Genomic DNA, 17,733 nt, shown 5'->3' on the forward strand with positions numbered 1-17,733 from the left:
CCGGTGGCTTCGCCGTAACGGGCATATCCTGACACTCAGTGCGTGCATCGACGAGGAAGAGGGTGAGTGCGATGCGCGTGATGCTCAAGGCGACGCTGGACACCGAGAAGTCGAACGAGCTGATCCGCAGCGGGAAGATGGCCGAGCAGGTCAAGGGGGTACTCGACCGGCTGCAGCCGGAGGCGGCCTACTTCGGTCCGCTGGGCGGGCGGCGGACGATGGTGCTGGTCGTCCACATGCAGGACAGTTCGGAGGTGCCCCCGGTGGGCGAGCCGTTCTTCACCCACCTGAACGCCCAGGTCGAGATGTGCCCCGTCATGAACGCGGAGGACCTGCGGAAGGGACTCTCGCAACTGGGCTGATCCCTGCCGTCAGCTGAACACGATCATCGACCCCTGTGCCAGGCTCCGTGTCGCCGCCGCGTGCAGGCCCAGCCAGACGTGGCGTTCGCGGGCGAAGGGACTGGGGTCGTACGGGGCGGGAACGGCCGGCTCCTCCAACTCGGTCGGGCCGCGCGGGGGTTCGGGCGCGGCCGGGGGGTTCGCCGGGTCGATGCCGATGGCCGGGGCGACCAGCTCCAGCTCCCGCAGCAGCGCGTGGGACGAGCCCAGGGGGCCGCCACCCGCGAGGAGTTCGTCGTTGGCGAGGGGGTGCGGGAAGTCGACGGGGACGTACGCGCCCGCGTGGTCGTAGTGCCAGACCAGGTGGGACTGCTGGGCCGTCGTCTCGAACATCTCCAGCAACTGCTCGTAGTCGCCGCCCAGTTCGTCCACCGGGGTGACCGGCAGCCCGCGCACCTGGAGCAGGTACACCCGCCGCAGGAAGTGCAGCGCGTCGTAGTCGAAACCCGCGACCGGGGCCACCTCGCCGGTCAGTCCCGGCATGTACTGGTACACCGGCACCGGTGGCAGGCCGGCTTCGGCGAGCACCGCGTTGTACTGCGCGAGTTCCTCGGCGAACGGGTTGTCGGGCGTGTGGCACAACACGTCGACGAGCGGTACCAGCCACAGGTCACAGGCCAAAGAGGGCTCCTCACACAGCACGGTCGTCGGGATGGTCGTCGTGGTCAGGGAAGCGTATCGGCGCCCGGCGCGGGCTGCTCCCCCCGTGCCGGTCCTTGTGCGGGTCCCTTACCCATCCCACCGCCCGTCAGCCCCTCCACGAGGGAGAGCGCGTGCGTGTTGTACGACGCGACGATCGCGCGGGCCGTATCGGTGTCACGGTGCGACAGCGCGTCGACCAGATCGGTGTGTGCGGCCCACAGGTGCCCGCGCAGATCGGGCAGCCGCCGCAGATGCTGCACCACACACACCCAGGTCTGCACGCGCAGCCGGTGCAGGAAGTCGGTGAGGTACGGGTTGCCGAACACGGACCCGAGTTCGCGCCAGAAGCGCAGGTCGTAGCCGACGAGGACGGTGACCTCCCCGGCGAGGGCCGCGCGCTGCGCCTCCTCGCCGCGCCTGCGCACCCCGGCGAGGGCGGCGGCGACCCGGGGCTCGTCCGGCTGGAGGTGGACCAGGTGGCCGTCGGTGAGCGCGCGGAACATCCCGTCGATGACCAGGGTGCGGGCCTCGATCATGCCCCGGAAGTCGTCGGCGGAGTACTCGTGCACCCGGAAGCCCCGGTGCTGGTCGGCGTCGAGCAACCCTTGCGCCGACAGGTCGACCAGCGCCTCCCGGACGGGGGTCGCGGACACGCCGTACTGGTCGGCGATCTCCTTGACGGTGAACTCCTGCCCCGGCTGGAGCCGCCCGGCCAGCACCTCGTCACGGAGCGCGTCCGCGATCTGCTGCCGCAGGGTGCTGCGGGTCACGGCACCGCTGCCGCTGAAGCCGGGCATGGTCGGGGCGTCTCCCTCGTCGCGTTCGAGTGACGTGCACACGGATGTGTACGAGCACGCCACCTTACGCGTTCGGGCGGGTCGGAGGTGTTCGAAAAGACGCGAGGGGGAGGGCCCCTCGCGTCCGTTCGCACCGGCTTCGCACCGGCCTCCCGGAGCGGTCACTCCACGTAGTCGTCCGCCACAGACAGGGCCGCGTCCAGCGCCGCGAGACCCTCCTTCAGCTCCGCCTCGCTCGCGTTGCACGGCGGCACCACATGCGTGCGGTTCATGTTCACGAAGGGCCAGATCCCGGCCTCCTTCGCGGCGGCGGCGAAGGCCGCCATCGGGGCGTTCGCCTCACCGGCCGCGTTGTACGGCACCAGCGGCTCGCGGGTCTCCCGGTTCCGCACCAGTTCCAGCGCCCAGAACATGCCGGTCCCGCGCACCTCGCCCACGCATCCGTGCCGCTCGGCCAGCTCCCGCAGCCCCGGCCCGACGACGGACGCGCCGAGGCTCGCCGCGTTCTCCACGACGCCCTCCTCCTCCATCACCCCGATCGTCGCGACGGCGGCGGCGCAGGCCAGCGGGTGCCCCGAGTACGTCAGGCCACCCGGGTACGGCCGCTTCCCGAACGTGTCGGCGATCGCCCCGGAGATCGCGACACCGCCCAGCGGCACGTACCCGGAGTTCACGCCCTTCGCGAAGGTCATCAGGTCCGGGACGACGTCGTACAGGTCCGCCGCGAACCACGTCCCGGTCCGCCCGAACCCGGCCATGACCTCGTCGAGGACGAGGACGATGCCGTACTTGTCGCAGATCTCGCGCACGCCCGCGAGATAGCCGGCGGGCGGCGGCATGATGCCCGCCGTCCCCGGGATCGTCTCCAGGACGACCGCGGCGACGGTCGACGGCCCCTCGAAGGCGATCGTCGTCTCCAGGTGCTCCAGCGCCCGCGCGCACTCCTGCTCCTCGGTCTCCGCGTAGAAGCGGGAGCGGTACAGGAACGGCGCCCAGAAGTGCACGACTCCCGCCGTGCCGCTGTCGGAGGCCCAGCGGCGCGGGTCACCGGTGAGGTTGACCGCCTGCTGGGTGCCGCCGTGGTACGAGCGGTACGCGGAGAGCACCTTGGGGCGGCCGGTGTGCAGCCGCGCCATGCGCAGGGCGTGCTCCACGGCGTCGGCGCCGCCGTTGGTGAAGAAGATCCTGTCCAGGTCGCCCGGGGTCCGCTCGGCGATCAGCCGCGCCGCCTCCGAGCGTGCCTCGACGGCGAACGCGGGCGCGAACGTCGTCATCCGCGCCGCCTGCTCCTGGATCGCGGCGACGACCTTCGGGTGCTGGTAGCCGATGTTGGTGTAGACGAGGCCGCTGGTGAAGTCGAGGTAGCGCCGGCCGTCGTAGTCCCAGAAGTACGACCCCTCCGCCCCGGCGACGGCGAGCGGGTCGATGAGCTCCTGCGCGGACCAGGAGTGGAACACATGCGCACGGTCGGCGGCCTTGACGGCGGCCCCGGTCTCGGGGTTCGGCTGAGGGGTCATGGGGCCGAGGGTAGGCCGGGGCCGTAAGGCCGCGACATCGGCGGCCTGTCTGCGGTGGGGGACTTTCCGCGACAGGGTGTCGACAGAAGTGATGGACAGCGCGCTGTCATCATGACAAGATACTGTCATCTGTTGGCGTACCCACAAGGGAGCGGTCATGACCCGCAAGCCCGTGCATCTCGCCCTCTACGACACCTTCGCCGACTGGGAGACCGGTCACGCCACCGCGCACCTCGCCCGCGCCGGCTACGAGGTGCGTACGGTCACCCCGGCCGGGGAGCCCGTCACCGGCATCGGCGGACTCCGCGTCCTGTCCGACCTCGCGCTCGACGAGCTGCGGCCCGAGGACAGCGCGCTGCTGATCCTCCCCGGCGCCGACCGCTGGGACGAGGGCGACGACCTCGCCCCCTTCGCCCGTACCGCCCGTGCCTTCCTCGACGCCGGTGTGCCCGTCGCCGCGATCTGCGGCGCCACCGCCGGGCTGGCCAGGGAAGGGCTGCTCGACACCCGTGCGCACACCAGCGCCGTCTCCTTCTACCTCGCCGCGACCGGCTACGCGGGCGGCGACCGGTACGTCGAGGCCGACGCGGTCACCGACGGCGGCCTCGTCACCGCGGGGCCGACCGAGCCCGTCGCCTTCGCCCGCGAGATCTTCCGGCTGCTCGGCGTCCACGACGACACGGTGAACGACGCTTGGTACCGGCTGTTCCACGACTCGGACCCCGAGGCGTACGCCGTGTACGCGAAGGCCACGGCGCGGTGAGCGGGGAACACCAGGACCTGCTCAGCCGGGGCGCGCTCGGCACCTTCCGGCTGAACGGCCAGTTCCTCGCGGTCGCCGAGGAGCTGGCCCGGCCCGCCGGGCTCACCGCCGCCTGGTGGCAGGTGCTCGGCGCGGTCCTCGGTGAGCCGCTGCCGGTCTCCGGGATCGCCAGGGCCATGGGCATCACCCGGCAGAGCGTGCAGCGCGTCGCCGACCTGCTGGTGGAGCGCGGACTCGCCGAGTACCGGCCCAACCCGGCCCACCGCCGCGCCAAACTCCTCGCCCCCACGGAGGAGGGTCACACGGCGATCAGCCGTATCGACCCCGGCCACGCGGCCTTCGCGGAGCGGCTGGCGGAGGCGTACGGAGCGGCGTACGGGGAGGCGGAACTCGCCCGTGCGGTGGAGGCGCTGGAACGCCTGTCCGCGGTGCTGGACACGCTCGGGCCGCCTGTTACGGAACCGTAGAGGTCGCCCGGCTCACCGGGTACCGGCCCCGCACTATCCTCGGGATGTTGCTCATCGGGGGGAGGCTGCGTGGCGATGGACAAGCTCGGGCCCGGGGATCCACAGGGAATCGGGGCGTACCGGCTGCTGGCCAGGCTCGGGGCCGGCGGCATGGGGCAGGTCTACCTCGCCCGCTCCGACCGGGGACGTACCGTCGCCGTCAAGCTGATCCGCCGGGAGCTGGCCCAGCAGGAGGAGTTCCGGGCGCGCTTCCGCCAGGAGGTGCACGCCGCGTGGCAGGTCGGCGGCGACTGGACGGCTCCGGTGCTCGACGCGGACACCGAGGCGCCCGTGCCGTGGGTGGCCACCGGGTACGTGGCCGGGCCCAGCCTCCAGCAGGTGGTCGGGCACGACCACGGGGCGCTGCCCGAGCGTTCGGTGCGCATCCTCGCCGCGGGTCTCGCGCACGCGCTGAAGGACATCCACGCCGCGGGGATCGTCCACCGGGACCTCAAGCCGTCCAACGTGCTCGTCACCATCGACGGTCCGCGCGTCATCGACTTCGGGATCGCGCGGGCGCTGGAGACGGTGACCGACGGCGGGCTCACCCGCACCGGGGCGCTCGTCGGCTCGCCCGGTTTCATGGCACCCGAGCAGGTGCGCGGCGACCGGATCACGCCCGCATGCGACGTGTTCTGCCTCGGTTCGGTGCTCGCCTACGCCGCCACCGGCACGCTCCCGTTCGGCACCGCCAACAGCGGTGTGCACGCGCTGATGTTCCGCATCGCCCAGGAGGAACCCGACCTGGCCGGGGTGCCCGAGGGGATCGCCGACCTCGTACGCGACTGCCTGAAGAAGGACCCGGCGGCACGGCCCACCCTCGACCGGGTGCTGGAGCGCACCGGCGCGGAGGACACCGTGGCCGGCGGCCGCTCCCGCGACCCCTGGCTGCCGGGCGCCCTGGTCGCCCAGCTAGGCCGCCACGCGGTCCGCCTCCTGGACGCGGAGGATCCGCAGACCCCGACGCCCCCCGCACCGGCGGGTGCGCCTTCCACCGCCTGGCCGCCGGTGCCGCCCGGCCCCGGTGGGGCAGCCGCCCCCGGTATGCCGGCCGCCGGGCAGCCGGACGGCCCCGCCGCCGCTTCGGCACCGGCGGCGTGGGCCCCCGCGCCACCCGGGCCGGCCGGGTCCGGCGCGCCCGCGCCGGGTGCTCCCGCAGGACAGCCCGGTGCTTCCGCGGGACCGGCTGCCGGGCAGCAGGCGTCTTCCGGGGCGCATCCCGGTGCGTCCGCCGGGCAGCAGATGTATCCCGGTGCGCCTGTTGCCGGGCAGTCGGGGTCTCCTGGCCCGGGGCATCCGGGTGGGTCCGCTGCCGGGCCGGCCGGTTCCGCCGGTACGGCCGGTCCCGCCGGGCAGCAGGCGTCTCCTGGGGCGTATCCCGGTGCGTCCGCCGGACAGCCGGTGTCTCCCGGGGCGCCCGTCGCCGGTCCCCCCGAGCATGCCCGTGCCGCCGACGACTCCGCCGGTCCGCCCGTGGCCGGTGCGGCCTCCCCGCCTCCGCCCGGGCAGCCGGGGGCGGACCGTCTGCCCACCCTCGTGGCCGGTCAGGGTGTCCCCGCCCAGCCTCCGGCGCCCGGCCCGTACGGGCATCCCCAGCAGCCCGCGTACGGCTACCCCTACAACGGGCCCGCCGTCGGTCACACCCCGCCCTACGGGCCGCCGCCGTACGGTCCGGTGTCCGAGCCGCGCCGGGACAACCGTTCCACCGTGCTGCTCGTGGTGATCGCGCTGGTCGTCGCGCTCGCCGCCGGTGGCACCGTGTACGCGCTGATGAGCGGCGGCGCCGCCGACAACCGCGCCGGCGGCGACCCCACCGCGCCCCCGTCGCCCAGCGGCACGTCGCAGAGTTCCACCCCCACCCCCGACGACACCCGGCGGCCCAGCGCCTCCGCCCCCGCGGACGGCACCATTCCCGCGGACTACCTGGGCAGTTGGTCCACCACCATCGACAACGCGAGCGGCGAGCACACCCGCAAGCTGACCATCCGGCAGGGCGAGGTCGGCGACACGGTCATGTCCCTCGTCGCCGACGGGCCCGCCGGCAACGGCACCTACCACTGCGTCTTCGAGGCCCGGCTCACCGCCGGATCCGGCGACCGGATCGAGCTCGGCCCGTCCTCCGTGACGGTCGGGCAGCCGGGCGGCGCCTGTACCCCGGGCTCCGCCAGCGAGGTCACCCTGCTTCCCGACGGCTCCCTCCAGCGCGTGACCACCGGCAACGGCGAACAGCTCACCTACACACGGGAGTGACATCCCGTACCGCACGCGTCCGTTGAACGTTCGGCGAACTCCCGAGAACGAACATCGCCGGCCGCTTCGCACGGCCGTACGGTGGCTGCCCGGTCGGACGTGCGGGCAGTGGCGGGGGCGGCACGATGGAGTGGCTGAGCGCGGAGAACCTGGTGGCCGTGGCGACGGCGATCCTCGGTGTCGTCGCCTCCGCGGTCATGGTCTGGTACGAGCGGCGGGTACCGCGCAGCAAACGCATCGGCTACCGCGTGCAGTTGGACGTCCCGATCGGCGACGGCCAGCGGTCGAGCCGCACCAGCCGGCGGGAGGGCTGGTTCGACACGGCGGCGGGGATGACGCACGCCAGCATGGTGCTGCTGCGCATCGAGAACGACGGCTCGCAGACCATCGGCCGCGACGACTACCAGAGCCCGGGAAGCCACGGCCTGACCGTGGAGTTCACGGAGCGCACCATCCTCGGTGTCTCGGTCACCCAGCCCTCGGAGACCAGCCACCTCCTGGAGCACTTCACCCAGGAGCGCGGCTTCGGTTACCAGGACGGCACCCTGCGCCTCCCGCGCGTCCCGCTGAACCGTGGCGCCTACTACAAGCTGCTGGTGCTGCTCTCCGGCGGGCGCGTGGGCGACGGGATCCAGCTGAGCGGCGATCTCAGCGAGGGCGAGGTGCACCGCAACCGCAGTGCCACCCCGGACGACAAGGCCCCGCTGTTCAGCCGTGCGGCACGGCTGATCACCATCACGCTCACGCTGTGCGTGGTGGCCCTGGCGGTGATCGTCGTCGCCCAGGACGACAGCCCGCCCCCGATCGGCTGCAGGAGCGGCACCCTGACCCTCACCGGATCGACGGCGTTCGCGCCGGTGCTGCGGGAGGTCGCGGAGAAGTACGAGCGGGACTGCGCGGACGAGGACCCGCGCATCGAGGTGGACCCGCACGGGTCGACGGCCGGGATACGGGACCTGGCGGCGGCCGGAGCGGAGGCGGAGGACGGCTCTCCGCCGTTGGTGGTCCTGTCGGACGGCCCCAAGCCGGGCGGACTGCCCGAACTGCGCGGGAACCACGTGGCGGTGTCGGTGTTCGCGCTGGTGGTGAATGACGCCGTAGGGCTGCGGAACCTGCCGACGGAGGACGTACGACGTCTTTACCGGGGCGAGATCGCGAACTGGAGTGAGCTCGGCGGCCCGGACCTGCCGGTCCACCTCGTCAGCCGGGACGCCAACTCCGGTACGAGACAGGTCTTCCAGCGCCGCGTGCTGGGCCGCGGCGAGATCGCCCACTCCTCCGTCGACTGCGTGCACAAGGACGACCCGACCGCTCCCGTCATCCGCTGCGAACTCGACTCCACCGAACAGGTGCTGGAGACCGTCGCCGACATCCCCGGTGCGATCGGCTACAGCGAACAGGCCCGCGCCTCCCGGGCGAAGGGACTGCACCGGCTGAACCTCGACGGAGAGGTCCCGTCCGTCGACGCCATCGAGCACGGGACGAGCTCCTACCCGTACCGGGAGATCGAGTACGCCTACACCTACGGGCAGCCGCCGGCGAACTCGCTGGCGTCGGGTTTCCTGGCGTACCTCACGCGCGGCGTCGGCCAGGAAGTGATCCGCACCCATGGCCATCTGCCGTGCTGGACCCCGGAGGGGATGGAGCTGTGTGCGCGGGGCACGCCGTGACGTGCCGGTTCAGCGTGGCTCGGGCGGGCGTTGCCGCGGCATGTTGGGGCGGGCCGGACCCTGCGGGGACGGGAAGCGGCCGTGCGGGAGGGAGCCCTCCGGGCGTCCCGCGCCTGCCACCGCCGTCTGGATGCCCAGCGGCGCGCCACCCGTGCGGAACTCCACCATCCAGTCGGCCGTCTCGACCCGCACCAGCTCGGTGACGTCCTCCGAGAACCGCCGCAGCACCGACAGGCACCGCTCGGCCGCCTCGCTCGCCGTGCCGTCCGCCGGACCGAGCACCTCGCGCACGCACTCCGACGCCCAGTCGAACTGGAACGCCTGCAACCGCCGCTGTACGGCCTGCGCGGTCGCCACGTCCCGCATCCAGCCGGACGTCATCCCGAAGAACCGGTCCCCGGCCACACAGGCCACCCCGAGCAGCAGCGCGAGATAACCCCAGGGCGCGGACCCGTCGGCCACCCCGGTCAGATCGAGCAGCGGCAGCGCGGCCCCGGTCAGCGCGCCCACGGCCGTCCCGGCCCGCAGCGCCCACGCGCACCGCCGCTTCCACATCCGGTCCGCGAGGTACCAGGCGGCGGTGTCCAGCGCGCCGCGCTCCACCCACCGGTACAGCTCGTCCAGCCGGGCCGCCGGCTCGCCCCAGTCCCCGAGCGGGAACTCCCGCCCCTCCAGGTCGTCCGGCCAGGGCCCGGCCGCCCCTTCGCCCCATCCGTCCTGAGGCCGACCCTCGGGCTGCATCTCCGGCTGACCCACCCGGTATCTCCCTACTGAACTGACCCCTGCTGATTCCGCGTACTGTCCGTCCATGAAGTGTGACGCCAGGTGCTCGCGCGCCTGACCCTTCCTACCGCCCAATGGGTGGCGGCGCCGGGGGTTCGGGCTCTTTTTCGTCCGGAAGATGGGCGTGATCAGGTATAGGGCCCCGCCGTGACTCACTCGAAAGAGTGTCGGGGCAGAGGCCCCCGCGACCACGTAGGCTCGTGCCGAACGGTAAAACCCTTACCGACGGACCGACCAAGGAGCCGAATCGTGATCCCCGGTGGCGGCCAGCCGAACATGCAGCAGTTGCTCCAGCAGGCCCAGAAGATGCAGCAGGATCTGGCCCGGGCCCAGGAGGAGCTGGCGAGGACCGAGGTCGACGGGCAGTCGGGAGGCGGCCTGGTGAAGGCCACCGTCACCGGCTCCGGCGAGCTGCGCGGCCTCGTGATCGATCCGAAGGCGGTGGACCCGGAGGACACCGAGACCCTCGCCGACCTGATCGTCGCGGCGGTCCAGGCGGCCAACGAGAACGCCCAGGCCCTCCAGCAGCAGAAGCTCGGCCCGCTGGCCCAGGGGCTGGGCGGCGGCGGCCTCCCCGGCCTCCCCTTCTGACCCCTCGACCCCTCGAACCTTTCGAAGACGGCCCGCGGGCCTTTACCGTACGTACTGAAGGAACACCAGGAAGGGACGGCAGTCCGTTGTACGAAGGCGTGGTCCAGGACCTCATCGACGAACTGGGGCGGCTGCCCGGCGTCGGTCCCAAGAGCGCGCAGCGGATCGCCTTCCACATCCTCCAGGCGGAACCGACGGACGTACGGCGTCTGGCGCACGCGCTGATGGAGGTCAAGGCGAAGGTCCGCTTCTGCGCGACCTGCGGGAACGTCGCGCAGGAGGAGCAGTGCAACATCTGCCGCGACACCCGCCGCGACCCGGCCGTCATCTGCGTCGTGGAGGAGCCGAAGGACGTCGTGGCGATCGAGCGCACCCGTGAGTTCCGGGGCCGCTACCACGTTCTCGGCGGCGCGATCAGCCCCATCGACGGGGTGGGTCCGGACGACCTGCGGATACGAGAACTTCTCGCGCGGTTGGCCGACGGTACGGTCACGGAGTTGATCCTGGCCACGGACCCGAATCTGGAAGGCGAGGCCACGGCGACGTACCTCGCCCGCATGATCAAGCCCATGGGCCTGAAGGTCACCCGCCTGGCCAGCGGCCTCCCGGTGGGTGGCGACCTGGAATACGCGGACGAGGTGACCCTCGGCCGCGCCTTCGAGGGGAGACGACTCCTAGATGTCTGACGCCACGCTGCACGCGACGCACCAGAACCCCGACGACTTCGCCGTCCAGATCGCCGACCAGATCGAGAGTTTCCTGGTCGCCGTCACGGAGGTCGCGAAGGGCGACGAGCCGGACTCGGCCGTCCCCTTCCTCCTCCTGGAGGTCTCCCAGCTCCTCCTGGCCGGCGGTCGCCTGGGCGCACACGAGGACATCGTCCCCGACGAGCGCTACGAACCCGACCCGGGCCCGGAGACCGACGTGGACGAGCTCCGCGAGAACCTCGCCCGCATGCTGGAGCCGGTCGACGTCTACTCGGAGGTCTTCGACCCCTACGAGCCCCGCAAGGCCCCGGTCCCGGCCCGCATCTCCGACGACCTCACCGACGTCATCACCGACCTCCGCCACGGCATGGCCCACTACAAGGCCGGCCGCACCACGGAGGCCTTGTGGTGGTGGCAGTTCTCCTACTTCTCCAACTGGGGCACGACGGCGTCCGCGACGCTGCGCGCGTTGCAGTCGGTCGTCGCCCACGTCCGCCTGAACCAGCCCCTCGCGGAACTCGACGGCCTCGACACCGACCAGGGCATGGGCGACGACACCCTGGAGTTCGAGGCGGGCAAGGTCATGGCGGAGGAGATCGGCGGCCCGCTGGGCGTCCGCCCGGGCATGTGATCTGAAAAAGCGTGAGCATATAGCAGGCGAATGTCCATCAAGTGCTCAAATGAGCGCTTGATGGGCAATGTCGGCCGATGTGCTCACGCTTTTCGGATGAGTGTGCCCCTGCTGGCGTCCGCCGTGTGAACGACACCGTGTACGCGGGCAACGCGGGCAAGGACGCGGCGCTGGACCGGAGCCGGCTCCTCGGTCACTTCAAGGACGCCGGGGATCCCCGATGAGCAGGTACAGCGGCTGGACCGAGGTCAGGAGTCGGCTCCGTGAGAACCGGCCCGAGGTGTCCGACGCCGAGCGGAAATCCCGCAAGCGGGCCGCGGCCCGCTCCGGGTGCCTCTCCGCGCTCGCGCACGCGTCGGCCAAGGCCATCGCCGTGGGTTCGGCGCCGCGGTCGAGCGGCAGGCGTACCGCCGCCACCTGACCGAACGAGACCGTCCACTCCAGAGGTGACCGGTCCTTGAAGTCCCGGTCCTCTGTGTCCGCTCCGTGGACGCCGACGACGTGCGGCCGGTGGCCGGTGCGGTCATTCGTACGAGACGGTGAATCGCACTCGCCACAGTCACGCGCTGATGCCGTACGGTCTGCGCTCGGTGGCCGGCGTGGAGGCGCACGCCGTGGTGCACCAGTCGGAGGTGGGCGTCGTGCCGGTCCCGAACAACAACTCCCGTCCTCCCGCGGCCTGGTGCCACAGCGGCAACCAGCTCAAGCGCTGGCGCACCCTGGCCGACATCAGCCGCGAGGCACTGGCCGCCGCCGCCAACTACGCGCCGGAGACCATCGCGTCCATGGAGCGCGGCGTGCGGATGCCGACGCCCAGGGTCCTCGACGTGGCGGAAGAACTGTGCGGTGCGCAGGGAATGCTGAGCGCGGCGAAGGAGTACGTGCGCAGGGAGCGGTACTCCGCGCGGGCGGTGGACTTCATCGAGCGGGAGCGGGAGGCGACGAGCCTCTGGACGTACGAAGTCGCGCTGGTGCCCGGCCTGTTGCAGACCCAGGCGTACGCGCGGGCACTCATCGACAACCGGATCCCGCCACTGGACGAGGAGACGGTGGAGGAGCGGGTGGCGGCCCGGATGGAGCGGCAGGCCATCCTCACGGAGCGCAAGCCGCCGGTCGGGCTGAGCTTCGTCCTCTACGAGGCCGTACTGCGCAGCCCGTTGGTGGACGCGGAGCAGCTTCGGCGGTTGCTGGAGGTTTCCCGGTTGCGCAATGTCGTGGTGCAGGTGCTGCCCTTCGAGCGGGCGTTCGCGAATGCGCTGGAGGGCCCCATGGTGCTGGTGGAGGGACACGACCACGAGCGATTCGCCTTCACGGAGGGCGCGTTCGTCAGTGAGCTTTCGGCCGAACCAGGGGTTGTCAGCCGCGTGACCGAGCGGCTTAGCATGATCCGCACGCGGGCCCTCGACCCCGACGAGTCGGCCCGACTCATCGAGCGGATGGTGAATCGGCCGTGAGTGACCAGTCGAAGTGGTTCAAGTCGAGTTACAGCGACAGCGAGGGCCGCGCCTGCGTCGAGGTCGCCCACTGCGGCGCCGTCCACGTCCGCGACTCCAAGACCGCCCCCTCGGGTCCTGAACTCCGTATCGCCGCGCCTGCCTGGGCGGCGTTCGTTTCCGCAGTTCAGCCCGGAGCTTGAGCCCCGGGCTCCGAGCTCTTCCCCTGGGTTTCCTGGTTGGTTGAAATATCCAACCAACCAAGTCTGAACGTGAATTGAGCCGACGTACCTCGTAAGAGTGACGTTCCGTGATCGGCTTGCGTCGCTGCGTGAAGCCGCTCTAGGTTCGCGGCAAACGACCAGCAAATGAGTCGGCCCCGGCGGTGTCGCCAACACCAATTCCGGGGCCTGACCGACGTATCGAGGGACCTCGATACCCTAGAAACCGAGGAGCCCCGACCGTGGCTTGCGCCCACCCTAGCCCCGACCTCCCCTCCGCGTCCCACCCCATGGCCAATACGGGGTACGGAAAACGCCCCGCAGGTGACGAGGACCCGCACGCCGACCCGGACTTCGCACACCTGCTCCCGCGTGACGCCGAGATCGCCGTCTTCATCGACCACCTCGACACCGGCCACGTGATGGGCCACAAGGTGCTCGCGGCGGAACACCCCCGCTACGGCCAGCAGGCGATGCGCACGGGGCTCGCCCACCTCACCGAGGCCGGCCACCTGCGCTGGATCAAGGAACACATCACCGTCGAGGACAACACCATGCGGTGGGTCACGCGCACGTACTGGTCGCGTACCCGCAGGTCGGCGGAGTGGTGGGCGCGGTTCGCACGGGAGCGCCACGGCAAGGACGTGACCCGGGACCACCAGCCGGGCCTGGCCCGGGTCGAGGAGCAGCCGGCCGCCGTGGAGCCCTCCGCCGTGGAGCCCCGGGCCGAACAGCCCGCCGTACCGGACGCGTCCGAGCCCGAGCCGGAGAGCGCCGCGTACCGCACCCTCACCGGCCTGCGTTCCGCCGACCCCCGTATGCCGCTCAGCGACGGCGACTGCCGCTCCCTCGAACCGCTCGCCGAGGAGTGGCTGTCCCGCGGGGCGACCCCCAAGGACATCACCCGAGCCCTGACCGAAGGGCTCCCACCCACTGTCAGCAACCCGGGCGGACTCGCCCGCCGACGACTGGAGACGAAGATGCCCCCGCAGAAGAGGGAACCACGTGCGAAGGTGACCCGCGTGATCATGGCCTGCGCCACCTGTGACCAGGACGAACGCACGGTGAAGATCGACCGGGGCATCTGTGCGGACTGCCGCAGGGAGAACGAGGCCAACCCGATGTCCGACGAGGACGTCATCAAGGGCTTCGAGGAGATCGCCCACCTGGGCACCGCGTCGGCGTACTTCCTGAGGAAGAAGCTGGAGCGGAGCACGGGCGGCCCCGTGCCGGACACGTTCCGGCCCGTGCCCATCGAGGACCGCGTCTTCTACCACTACCGCGACAACCGCGACCGCATCGCGAACGGCCTCCCGCCCAGGCGCTGGAAGTGAGCGTGCGGGAGGCGCCGGCCGGGGCACCATGGTGTCGAGGAGGCGACGCCATGACGCCCATGACCGAACACCGGCCGCAGATGTCCGTCGAGGAGTTCGAGGAGCTGGAGCGCCGTGCCCCGGAGACCGTGCGGCTGGAGTTCATCAACGGGAAGGTCCAGGTCAAGGCGGTGACCGACGGCAACCACGACCAGATCGTGGCCTGGTTGCAGAGGCTGTGCATGCAGCACCGTCCGGAGTTGTGGCTCTACGCGGAGCGTGGCATGAAGGTCGAGACCCACCGGAAGGGAAGAGCTCGCCCCGACGGCGTACTGGCCCCCTTCGGTTTCGCGAAGGGACACGGGGACTGGTCGGAGGCGGAGGGCGTGCTCATGACCGTGGAGGTCACCTCCCATGACGCCGACACACACCAGCGCGACCGCGTCGAGAAGCCCGGCGGATACGCGGCCGCCGGCATCCCCGTCTATCTCCTCGTCGACCGGGAGGACCGAACCGTCACCGTCTTCTCCGACCCCGAGGACGGTCGCTACCGCCTGCAGGTGAACAAGCCGTTCGGTGCCGTGATCGACCTCCCCGACCCCGTGAACATCACCCTCGACACCGAGCCCCTCGAGGACCTCGCCGACTGAACCCGCTCTGTGACGCGGGGCACTTTTCCGAGTGGGCCGTGCCGGGATGGGCATGAGCCCCCTGCACGGGCGCCGGGGAGTCTCACCATGCGATATCGCGGAGGGGTTTTTCGGGCGCTCGATAGACTGAGCCGACCGCAGCGCACACCTATGTGTGCGGACTGTGGAAAACGACGGACTGAGCGAGGAGCGCACGTGGGCCTTGTCGTGCAGAAGTACGGAGGCTCCTCCGTAGCCGATGCCGAGGGCATCAAGCGCGTCGCCAAGAGGATCGTGGAAGCCAAGAAGAACGGCCACCAGGTGGTCGCCGTGGTTTCCGCGATGGGCGACACGACGGACGAGCTGATCGATCTCGCCGAGCAGGTTTCCCCGATCCCTGCCGGGCGCGAGCTCGACATGCTGCTGACCGCCGGAGAGCGGATCTCCATGGCCCTGCTGGCCATGGCGATCAAAAACCTGGGCCACAACGCCCAGAGCTTCACCGGCAGCCAGGCGGGTGTCATCACCGACTCGGTCCACAACAAAGCCCGCATCATCGATGTCACGCCGGGCCGGATCAAGGCCTCGGTGGACGAGGGCAACATCGCCATCGTCGCCGGTTTCCAGGGCGTCAGCCAGGACACCAAGGACATCACCACGCTCGGCCGCGGCGGCTCCGACACCACCGCCGTCGCCCTCGCCGCCGCGCTCGACGCCGAGGTGTGCGAGATCTACACGGACGTCGACGGTGTGTTCACCGCCGACCCGCGCGTGGTGAAGAAGGCCCGGAAGATCGACTGGATCGCGTTCGAGGACATGCTCGAACTCGCGGCCTCCGGGTCCAAGGTGCTGCTCCACCGCTGCGTGGAGTACGCCCGCCGGTACAACATCCCGATCCACGTCCGTTCGTCCTTCAGCGGACTGCAGGGCACGTGGGTCAGCAGTGAGCCGATGAAGCAAGGGGACAAGCAGGTGGAGCAGGCTCTCATCTCCGGTGTCGCGCACGACACCTCCGAGGCCAAGGTCACGGTCGTCGGCGTGCCGGACAAGCCCGGCGAGGCCGCCTCGATCTTCCGCACGATCGCCGATGCCGAGATCAACATCGACATGGTCGTGCAGAACGTGTCCGCCGCCTCCACGGGCCTGACGGACATCTCCTTCACCCTGCCGAAGACCGAGGGCCGCAAGGCCATCGACGCGCTGGAGAAGAACAAGGGCGCCATCGGCTTCGCCTCCCTGCGCTACGACGACCAGATCGGCAAGATCTCCCTGGTCGGCGCGGGGATGAAGACCAACCCGGGCGTCACCGCCGACTTCTTCACCGCGCTCAGTGACGCCGGGGTGAACATCGAACTCATCTCGACCTCCGAGATCCGCATCTCGGTCGTCACCCGCAAGGACGACGTGCCCGAGGCCGTCCGTGCCGTGCACTCCGCCTTCGGCCTGGACTCCGACAGTGACGAGGCCGTGGTCTACGGAGGCACCGGCCGCTGATGGCCAGGACCGAGGGACCCGGACGTTCCGGGCGGCCGACGCTCGCGGTCGTGGGAGCGACCGGGGCCGTCGGCACCGTCATGCTCCAGATCCTGTCCCAGCGGGCGGACGTCTGGGGCGAGATCCGGCTGATCGCCTCCCCTCGCTCGGCCGGCCGCAAGCTGGCCGTGCGCGGTGAGGAGACCGAGGTCGTGGCGCTCACCGAGGAGGCCTTCGACGGGGTCGACGTCGCGATGTTCGACGTACCCGACGAGGTCGCCGAGCGGTGGGCGCCCGTCGCCGCCGCGCGGGGCGCGGTGGTGGTCGACAACTCGGGCGCGTTCCGGATGGACCCGGACGTGCCGCTCGTCGTCCCCGAGGTCAACCCGCACGCCGTGCGCAGGCGTCCGCGCGGGATCGTCGCCAACCCGAACTGCACCACCCTGTCGATGATCGTCGCGCTGGGCGCGCTGCACGCCGAGTTCGGGCTGCGCGAGCTGGTGGTCTCCTCGTACCAGGCGGTCAGCGGCGCCGGACACGCGGGCGTGCGCACCCTGCGCGAACAGCTCTCCCTGGTGGCCGGTACGGAGCTGGGGACCCACCCCGGTGACGTACGGCGGGCCGTGGGGGACAACACCGGGCCGTTCCCGGAGCCGGTCGCGCTGAACGTCGTACCGTGGGCCGGGTCCCTGCGCGAGGACGGCTGGTCCTCGGAGGAGATGAAGGTCCGGGACGAGTCCCGCAAGATCCTCGGCCTGCCCTCCCTGCCCGTGGCGGTCACCTGCGTACGCGTCCCGGTGGTCACCACGCACTCCCTCACCGTGCACGCCCGCTTCGAGGGCGAGGTCACCGTCGACAAGGCGCGCGAGATCCTCGCCACGGCACCCGGAGTGGTCCTGTTCGACAATCCGGCCGCGGGGGAGTTCCCCACCCCCGCCGACGTCGTCGGCACCGATCCGACCTGGGTCGGGCGGGTACGGCGGGCCCTGGACGACCCCACCGCGCTGGAGCTCTTCGTGTGCGGGGACAACCTGCGCAAGGGGGCGGCGCTCAACACCGCTCAGATCGCCGAACTCGTGGCGGTTGAACGCTGAAAAGTTCTGGATCGCACAGGATTCGTTTGTAGGATCTGTGTAAGTCTTGTGAGCCGGTTTCCCGGTCGGACCACCCTCTTGATCAGGCCGTTCCGGCGGCAGAGGATTGCACGAGGTCCGTACGAGTCTTGTACGAGGATTCACCTCCCCGTTCTCCGCAACCGCGCGGAGGGCGGGGAGCGTCTTTGCGGTCACCCCTACCGGGGACGTGGGGGCGCTGCTCTCCGGGCGTGGGGACGTCCGTTCACATGGGATACAGGGGAAGAGCGGGACGCATGAGGGCATTTGATGTGCTGTCGGTGGTGCTGCCTG

Annotated in this window: 19 protein-coding genes and 1 pseudogene; 16 read left to right on the forward strand and 4 right to left on the reverse strand. The window is 71.0% G+C overall.

From position 1 onward, the window contains the following. Nucleotides 1–71: 71 nt before the first annotated feature. Nucleotides 72–362 (forward strand): hypothetical protein, encoded by a 291-nt coding sequence (locus ACF1DX_RS14150; RefSeq protein WP_391791662.1) that lies wholly within the window; start codon nucleotides 72–74, stop codon nucleotides 360–362. A gap of 9 nt (nucleotides 363–371) precedes the next feature. On the opposite strand, the gene ACF1DX_RS14155 is transcribed toward ACF1DX_RS14150, so the two are convergent. From ACF1DX_RS14155 to ACF1DX_RS14165, 3 genes are all read right to left on the reverse strand, one after another. After that, the gene (locus ACF1DX_RS14155; RefSeq protein ID WP_391791444.1) at nucleotides 372–1,022 is read right to left on the reverse strand and encodes a hypothetical protein; all 651 of its coding nucleotides are present in this window, start codon (nucleotides 1,020–1,022) and stop codon (nucleotides 372–374) included. A gap of 44 nt (nucleotides 1,023–1,066) precedes the next feature. After that, nucleotides 1,067–1,840 carry a GntR family transcriptional regulator gene (locus ACF1DX_RS14160; RefSeq protein ID WP_391791445.1) on the reverse strand — a complete coding sequence of 258 codons (774 nt, stop codon included), beginning with the start codon at nucleotides 1,838–1,840 and terminating at the stop codon, nucleotides 1,067–1,069. Nucleotides 1,841–2,001: 161 nt separating this feature from the next. Continuing rightward, complete coding sequence (locus tag ACF1DX_RS14165) at nucleotides 2,002–3,357, reverse strand: aspartate aminotransferase family protein (protein WP_391791446.1); 1,356 nt, start codon at nucleotides 3,355–3,357, stop codon at nucleotides 2,002–2,004. A 157-nt stretch (nucleotides 3,358–3,514) separates the two neighbouring features. Between ACF1DX_RS14165 and ACF1DX_RS14170 the strand changes: the two genes are divergently transcribed. The 4 genes from ACF1DX_RS14170 to ACF1DX_RS14185 all read left to right on the forward strand — a co-directional run bounded on the left by ACF1DX_RS14170 (nucleotide 3,515) and on the right by ACF1DX_RS14185 (nucleotide 8,546). Next, entirely contained in the window at nucleotides 3,515–4,120 is a 606-nt protein-coding gene (locus ACF1DX_RS14170; RefSeq protein ID WP_391791447.1) for a type 1 glutamine amidotransferase family protein, read from the forward strand. Further along, a complete protein-coding gene (locus ACF1DX_RS14175; protein WP_391791448.1) occupies nucleotides 4,117–4,587 on the forward strand; it encodes a MarR family winged helix-turn-helix transcriptional regulator in 471 nt (156 codons plus the stop codon). Before ACF1DX_RS14170 ends, ACF1DX_RS14175 begins: the two co-directional genes overlap by 4 nt. A 75-nt stretch (nucleotides 4,588–4,662) precedes the next feature. Continuing rightward, nucleotides 4,663–6,876: a protein kinase gene (locus ACF1DX_RS14180; RefSeq protein ID WP_391791663.1), complete on the forward strand. Its 2,214-nt coding sequence runs from the start codon at nucleotides 4,663–4,665 to the stop codon at nucleotides 6,874–6,876. A 125-nt stretch (nucleotides 6,877–7,001) separates the two neighbouring features. Continuing rightward, the gene (locus ACF1DX_RS14185; protein WP_391791449.1) at nucleotides 7,002–8,546 is read left to right on the forward strand and encodes a substrate-binding domain-containing protein; all 1,545 of its coding nucleotides are present in this window, start codon (nucleotides 7,002–7,004) and stop codon (nucleotides 8,544–8,546) included. A 9-nt stretch (nucleotides 8,547–8,555) separates the two neighbouring features. On the opposite strand, the gene ACF1DX_RS14190 is transcribed toward ACF1DX_RS14185, so the two are convergent. Then, on the reverse strand, nucleotides 8,556–9,302 hold the full coding sequence (locus ACF1DX_RS14190) for an SLATT domain-containing protein (RefSeq protein WP_391791450.1): 747 nt from the start codon (nucleotides 9,300–9,302) through the stop codon (nucleotides 8,556–8,558). Nucleotides 9,303–9,578: 276 nt separating this feature from the next. Between ACF1DX_RS14190 and ACF1DX_RS14195 the strand changes: the two genes are divergently transcribed. The 11 genes and pseudogenes from ACF1DX_RS14195 (at nucleotide 9,579) to ACF1DX_RS14245 (ending at nucleotide 17,421) form a co-directional block, all read left to right on the forward strand. Further along, nucleotides 9,579–9,920, forward strand: a complete 342-nt coding sequence (locus ACF1DX_RS14195; RefSeq protein WP_030863093.1) for a YbaB/EbfC family nucleoid-associated protein — start codon at nucleotides 9,579–9,581, stop codon at nucleotides 9,918–9,920. An 86-nt stretch (nucleotides 9,921–10,006) separates the two neighbouring features. Continuing rightward, nucleotides 10,007–10,606, forward strand: coding sequence for a recombination mediator RecR (recR, locus tag ACF1DX_RS14200; protein WP_030863096.1), 600 nt, complete (start codon nucleotides 10,007–10,009; stop codon nucleotides 10,604–10,606). Further along, nucleotides 10,599–11,258 (forward strand): DUF5063 domain-containing protein, encoded by a 660-nt coding sequence (locus ACF1DX_RS14205; protein WP_391791451.1) that lies wholly within the window; start codon nucleotides 10,599–10,601, stop codon nucleotides 11,256–11,258. The genes recR and ACF1DX_RS14205 overlap by 8 nt, the downstream gene beginning before the upstream one ends. A 125-nt stretch (nucleotides 11,259–11,383) precedes the next feature. Beyond that, a pseudogene (locus tag ACF1DX_RS14210) lies at nucleotides 11,384–11,479 on the forward strand (signal peptidase I); the annotation flags it as partial. Next, the gene (locus ACF1DX_RS14215; protein WP_391791452.1) at nucleotides 11,479–11,679 is read left to right on the forward strand and encodes a hypothetical protein; all 201 of its coding nucleotides are present in this window, start codon (nucleotides 11,479–11,481) and stop codon (nucleotides 11,677–11,679) included. The pseudogene ACF1DX_RS14210 and the gene ACF1DX_RS14215, both read left to right, overlap by 1 nt. A gap of 148 nt (nucleotides 11,680–11,827) precedes the next feature. Beyond that, nucleotides 11,828–12,712 (forward strand): DUF5753 domain-containing protein, encoded by an 885-nt coding sequence (locus tag ACF1DX_RS14220; protein WP_391791453.1) that lies wholly within the window; start codon nucleotides 11,828–11,830, stop codon nucleotides 12,710–12,712. Beyond that, nucleotides 12,709–12,894 (forward strand): DUF397 domain-containing protein, encoded by a 186-nt coding sequence (locus ACF1DX_RS14225; RefSeq protein ID WP_391791454.1) that lies wholly within the window; start codon nucleotides 12,709–12,711, stop codon nucleotides 12,892–12,894. Before ACF1DX_RS14220 ends, ACF1DX_RS14225 begins: the two co-directional genes overlap by 4 nt. Before the next feature lie 308 nt (nucleotides 12,895–13,202). Further along, nucleotides 13,203–14,246 (forward strand): hypothetical protein, encoded by a 1,044-nt coding sequence (locus ACF1DX_RS14230; RefSeq protein WP_391791455.1) that lies wholly within the window; start codon nucleotides 13,203–13,205, stop codon nucleotides 14,244–14,246. A 50-nt stretch (nucleotides 14,247–14,296) separates the two neighbouring features. After that, entirely contained in the window at nucleotides 14,297–14,875 is a 579-nt protein-coding gene (locus ACF1DX_RS14235; RefSeq protein WP_391791456.1) for a Uma2 family endonuclease, read from the forward strand. Between the two features lie 195 nt (nucleotides 14,876–15,070). Further along, nucleotides 15,071–16,348 carry an aspartate kinase gene (locus ACF1DX_RS14240; RefSeq protein ID WP_391791457.1) on the forward strand — a complete coding sequence of 426 codons (1,278 nt, stop codon included), beginning with the start codon at nucleotides 15,071–15,073 and terminating at the stop codon, nucleotides 16,346–16,348. Then, a complete protein-coding gene (locus tag ACF1DX_RS14245) occupies nucleotides 16,348–17,421 on the forward strand; it encodes an aspartate-semialdehyde dehydrogenase (RefSeq protein ID WP_391791458.1) in 1,074 nt (357 codons plus the stop codon). Before ACF1DX_RS14240 ends, ACF1DX_RS14245 begins: the two co-directional genes overlap by 1 nt. Nucleotides 17,422–17,733 lie beyond the last annotated feature (312 nt).

It is taken from the genome of Streptomyces sp. NPDC014676 (assembly GCF_043084105.1).
Taxonomy (GTDB): Bacteria; Actinomycetota; Actinomycetes; order Streptomycetales; family Streptomycetaceae; genus Streptomyces.

Bases quoted from the DNA above. Each gene is read 5' to 3' on its own strand.
- ACF1DX_RS14150 (WP_391791662.1), top strand. From the start codon at position 72: ATGCGCGTGATGCTCAAGGCGACGCTGGACACCGAGAAGTCGAACGAG.
- ACF1DX_RS14160 (WP_391791445.1), bottom strand. From the start codon at position 1,840: ATGCCCGGCTTCAGCGGCAGCGGTGCCGTGACCCGCAGCACCCTGCGG.
- ACF1DX_RS14165 (WP_391791446.1), bottom strand. From the start codon at position 3,357: ATGACCCCTCAGCCGAACCCCGAGACCGGGGCCGCCGTCAAGGCCGCC.
- ACF1DX_RS14170 (WP_391791447.1), top strand. From the start codon at position 3,515: ATGACCCGCAAGCCCGTGCATCTCGCCCTCTACGACACCTTCGCCGAC.
- ACF1DX_RS14180 (WP_391791663.1), top strand. From the start codon at position 4,663: ATGGACAAGCTCGGGCCCGGGGATCCACAGGGAATCGGGGCGTACCGG.
- ACF1DX_RS14185 (WP_391791449.1), top strand. From the start codon at position 7,002: ATGGAGTGGCTGAGCGCGGAGAACCTGGTGGCCGTGGCGACGGCGATC.
- ACF1DX_RS14205 (WP_391791451.1), top strand. From the start codon at position 10,599: ATGTCTGACGCCACGCTGCACGCGACGCACCAGAACCCCGACGACTTC.
- ACF1DX_RS14215 (WP_391791452.1), top strand. From the start codon at position 11,479: ATGAGCAGGTACAGCGGCTGGACCGAGGTCAGGAGTCGGCTCCGTGAG.
- ACF1DX_RS14220 (WP_391791453.1), top strand. From the start codon at position 11,828: ATGCCGTACGGTCTGCGCTCGGTGGCCGGCGTGGAGGCGCACGCCGTG.
- ACF1DX_RS14230 (WP_391791455.1), top strand. From the start codon at position 13,203: ATGGCCAATACGGGGTACGGAAAACGCCCCGCAGGTGACGAGGACCCG.
- ACF1DX_RS14235 (WP_391791456.1), top strand. From the start codon at position 14,297: ATGACGCCCATGACCGAACACCGGCCGCAGATGTCCGTCGAGGAGTTC.
- ACF1DX_RS14245 (WP_391791458.1), top strand. From the start codon at position 16,348: ATGGCCAGGACCGAGGGACCCGGACGTTCCGGGCGGCCGACGCTCGCG.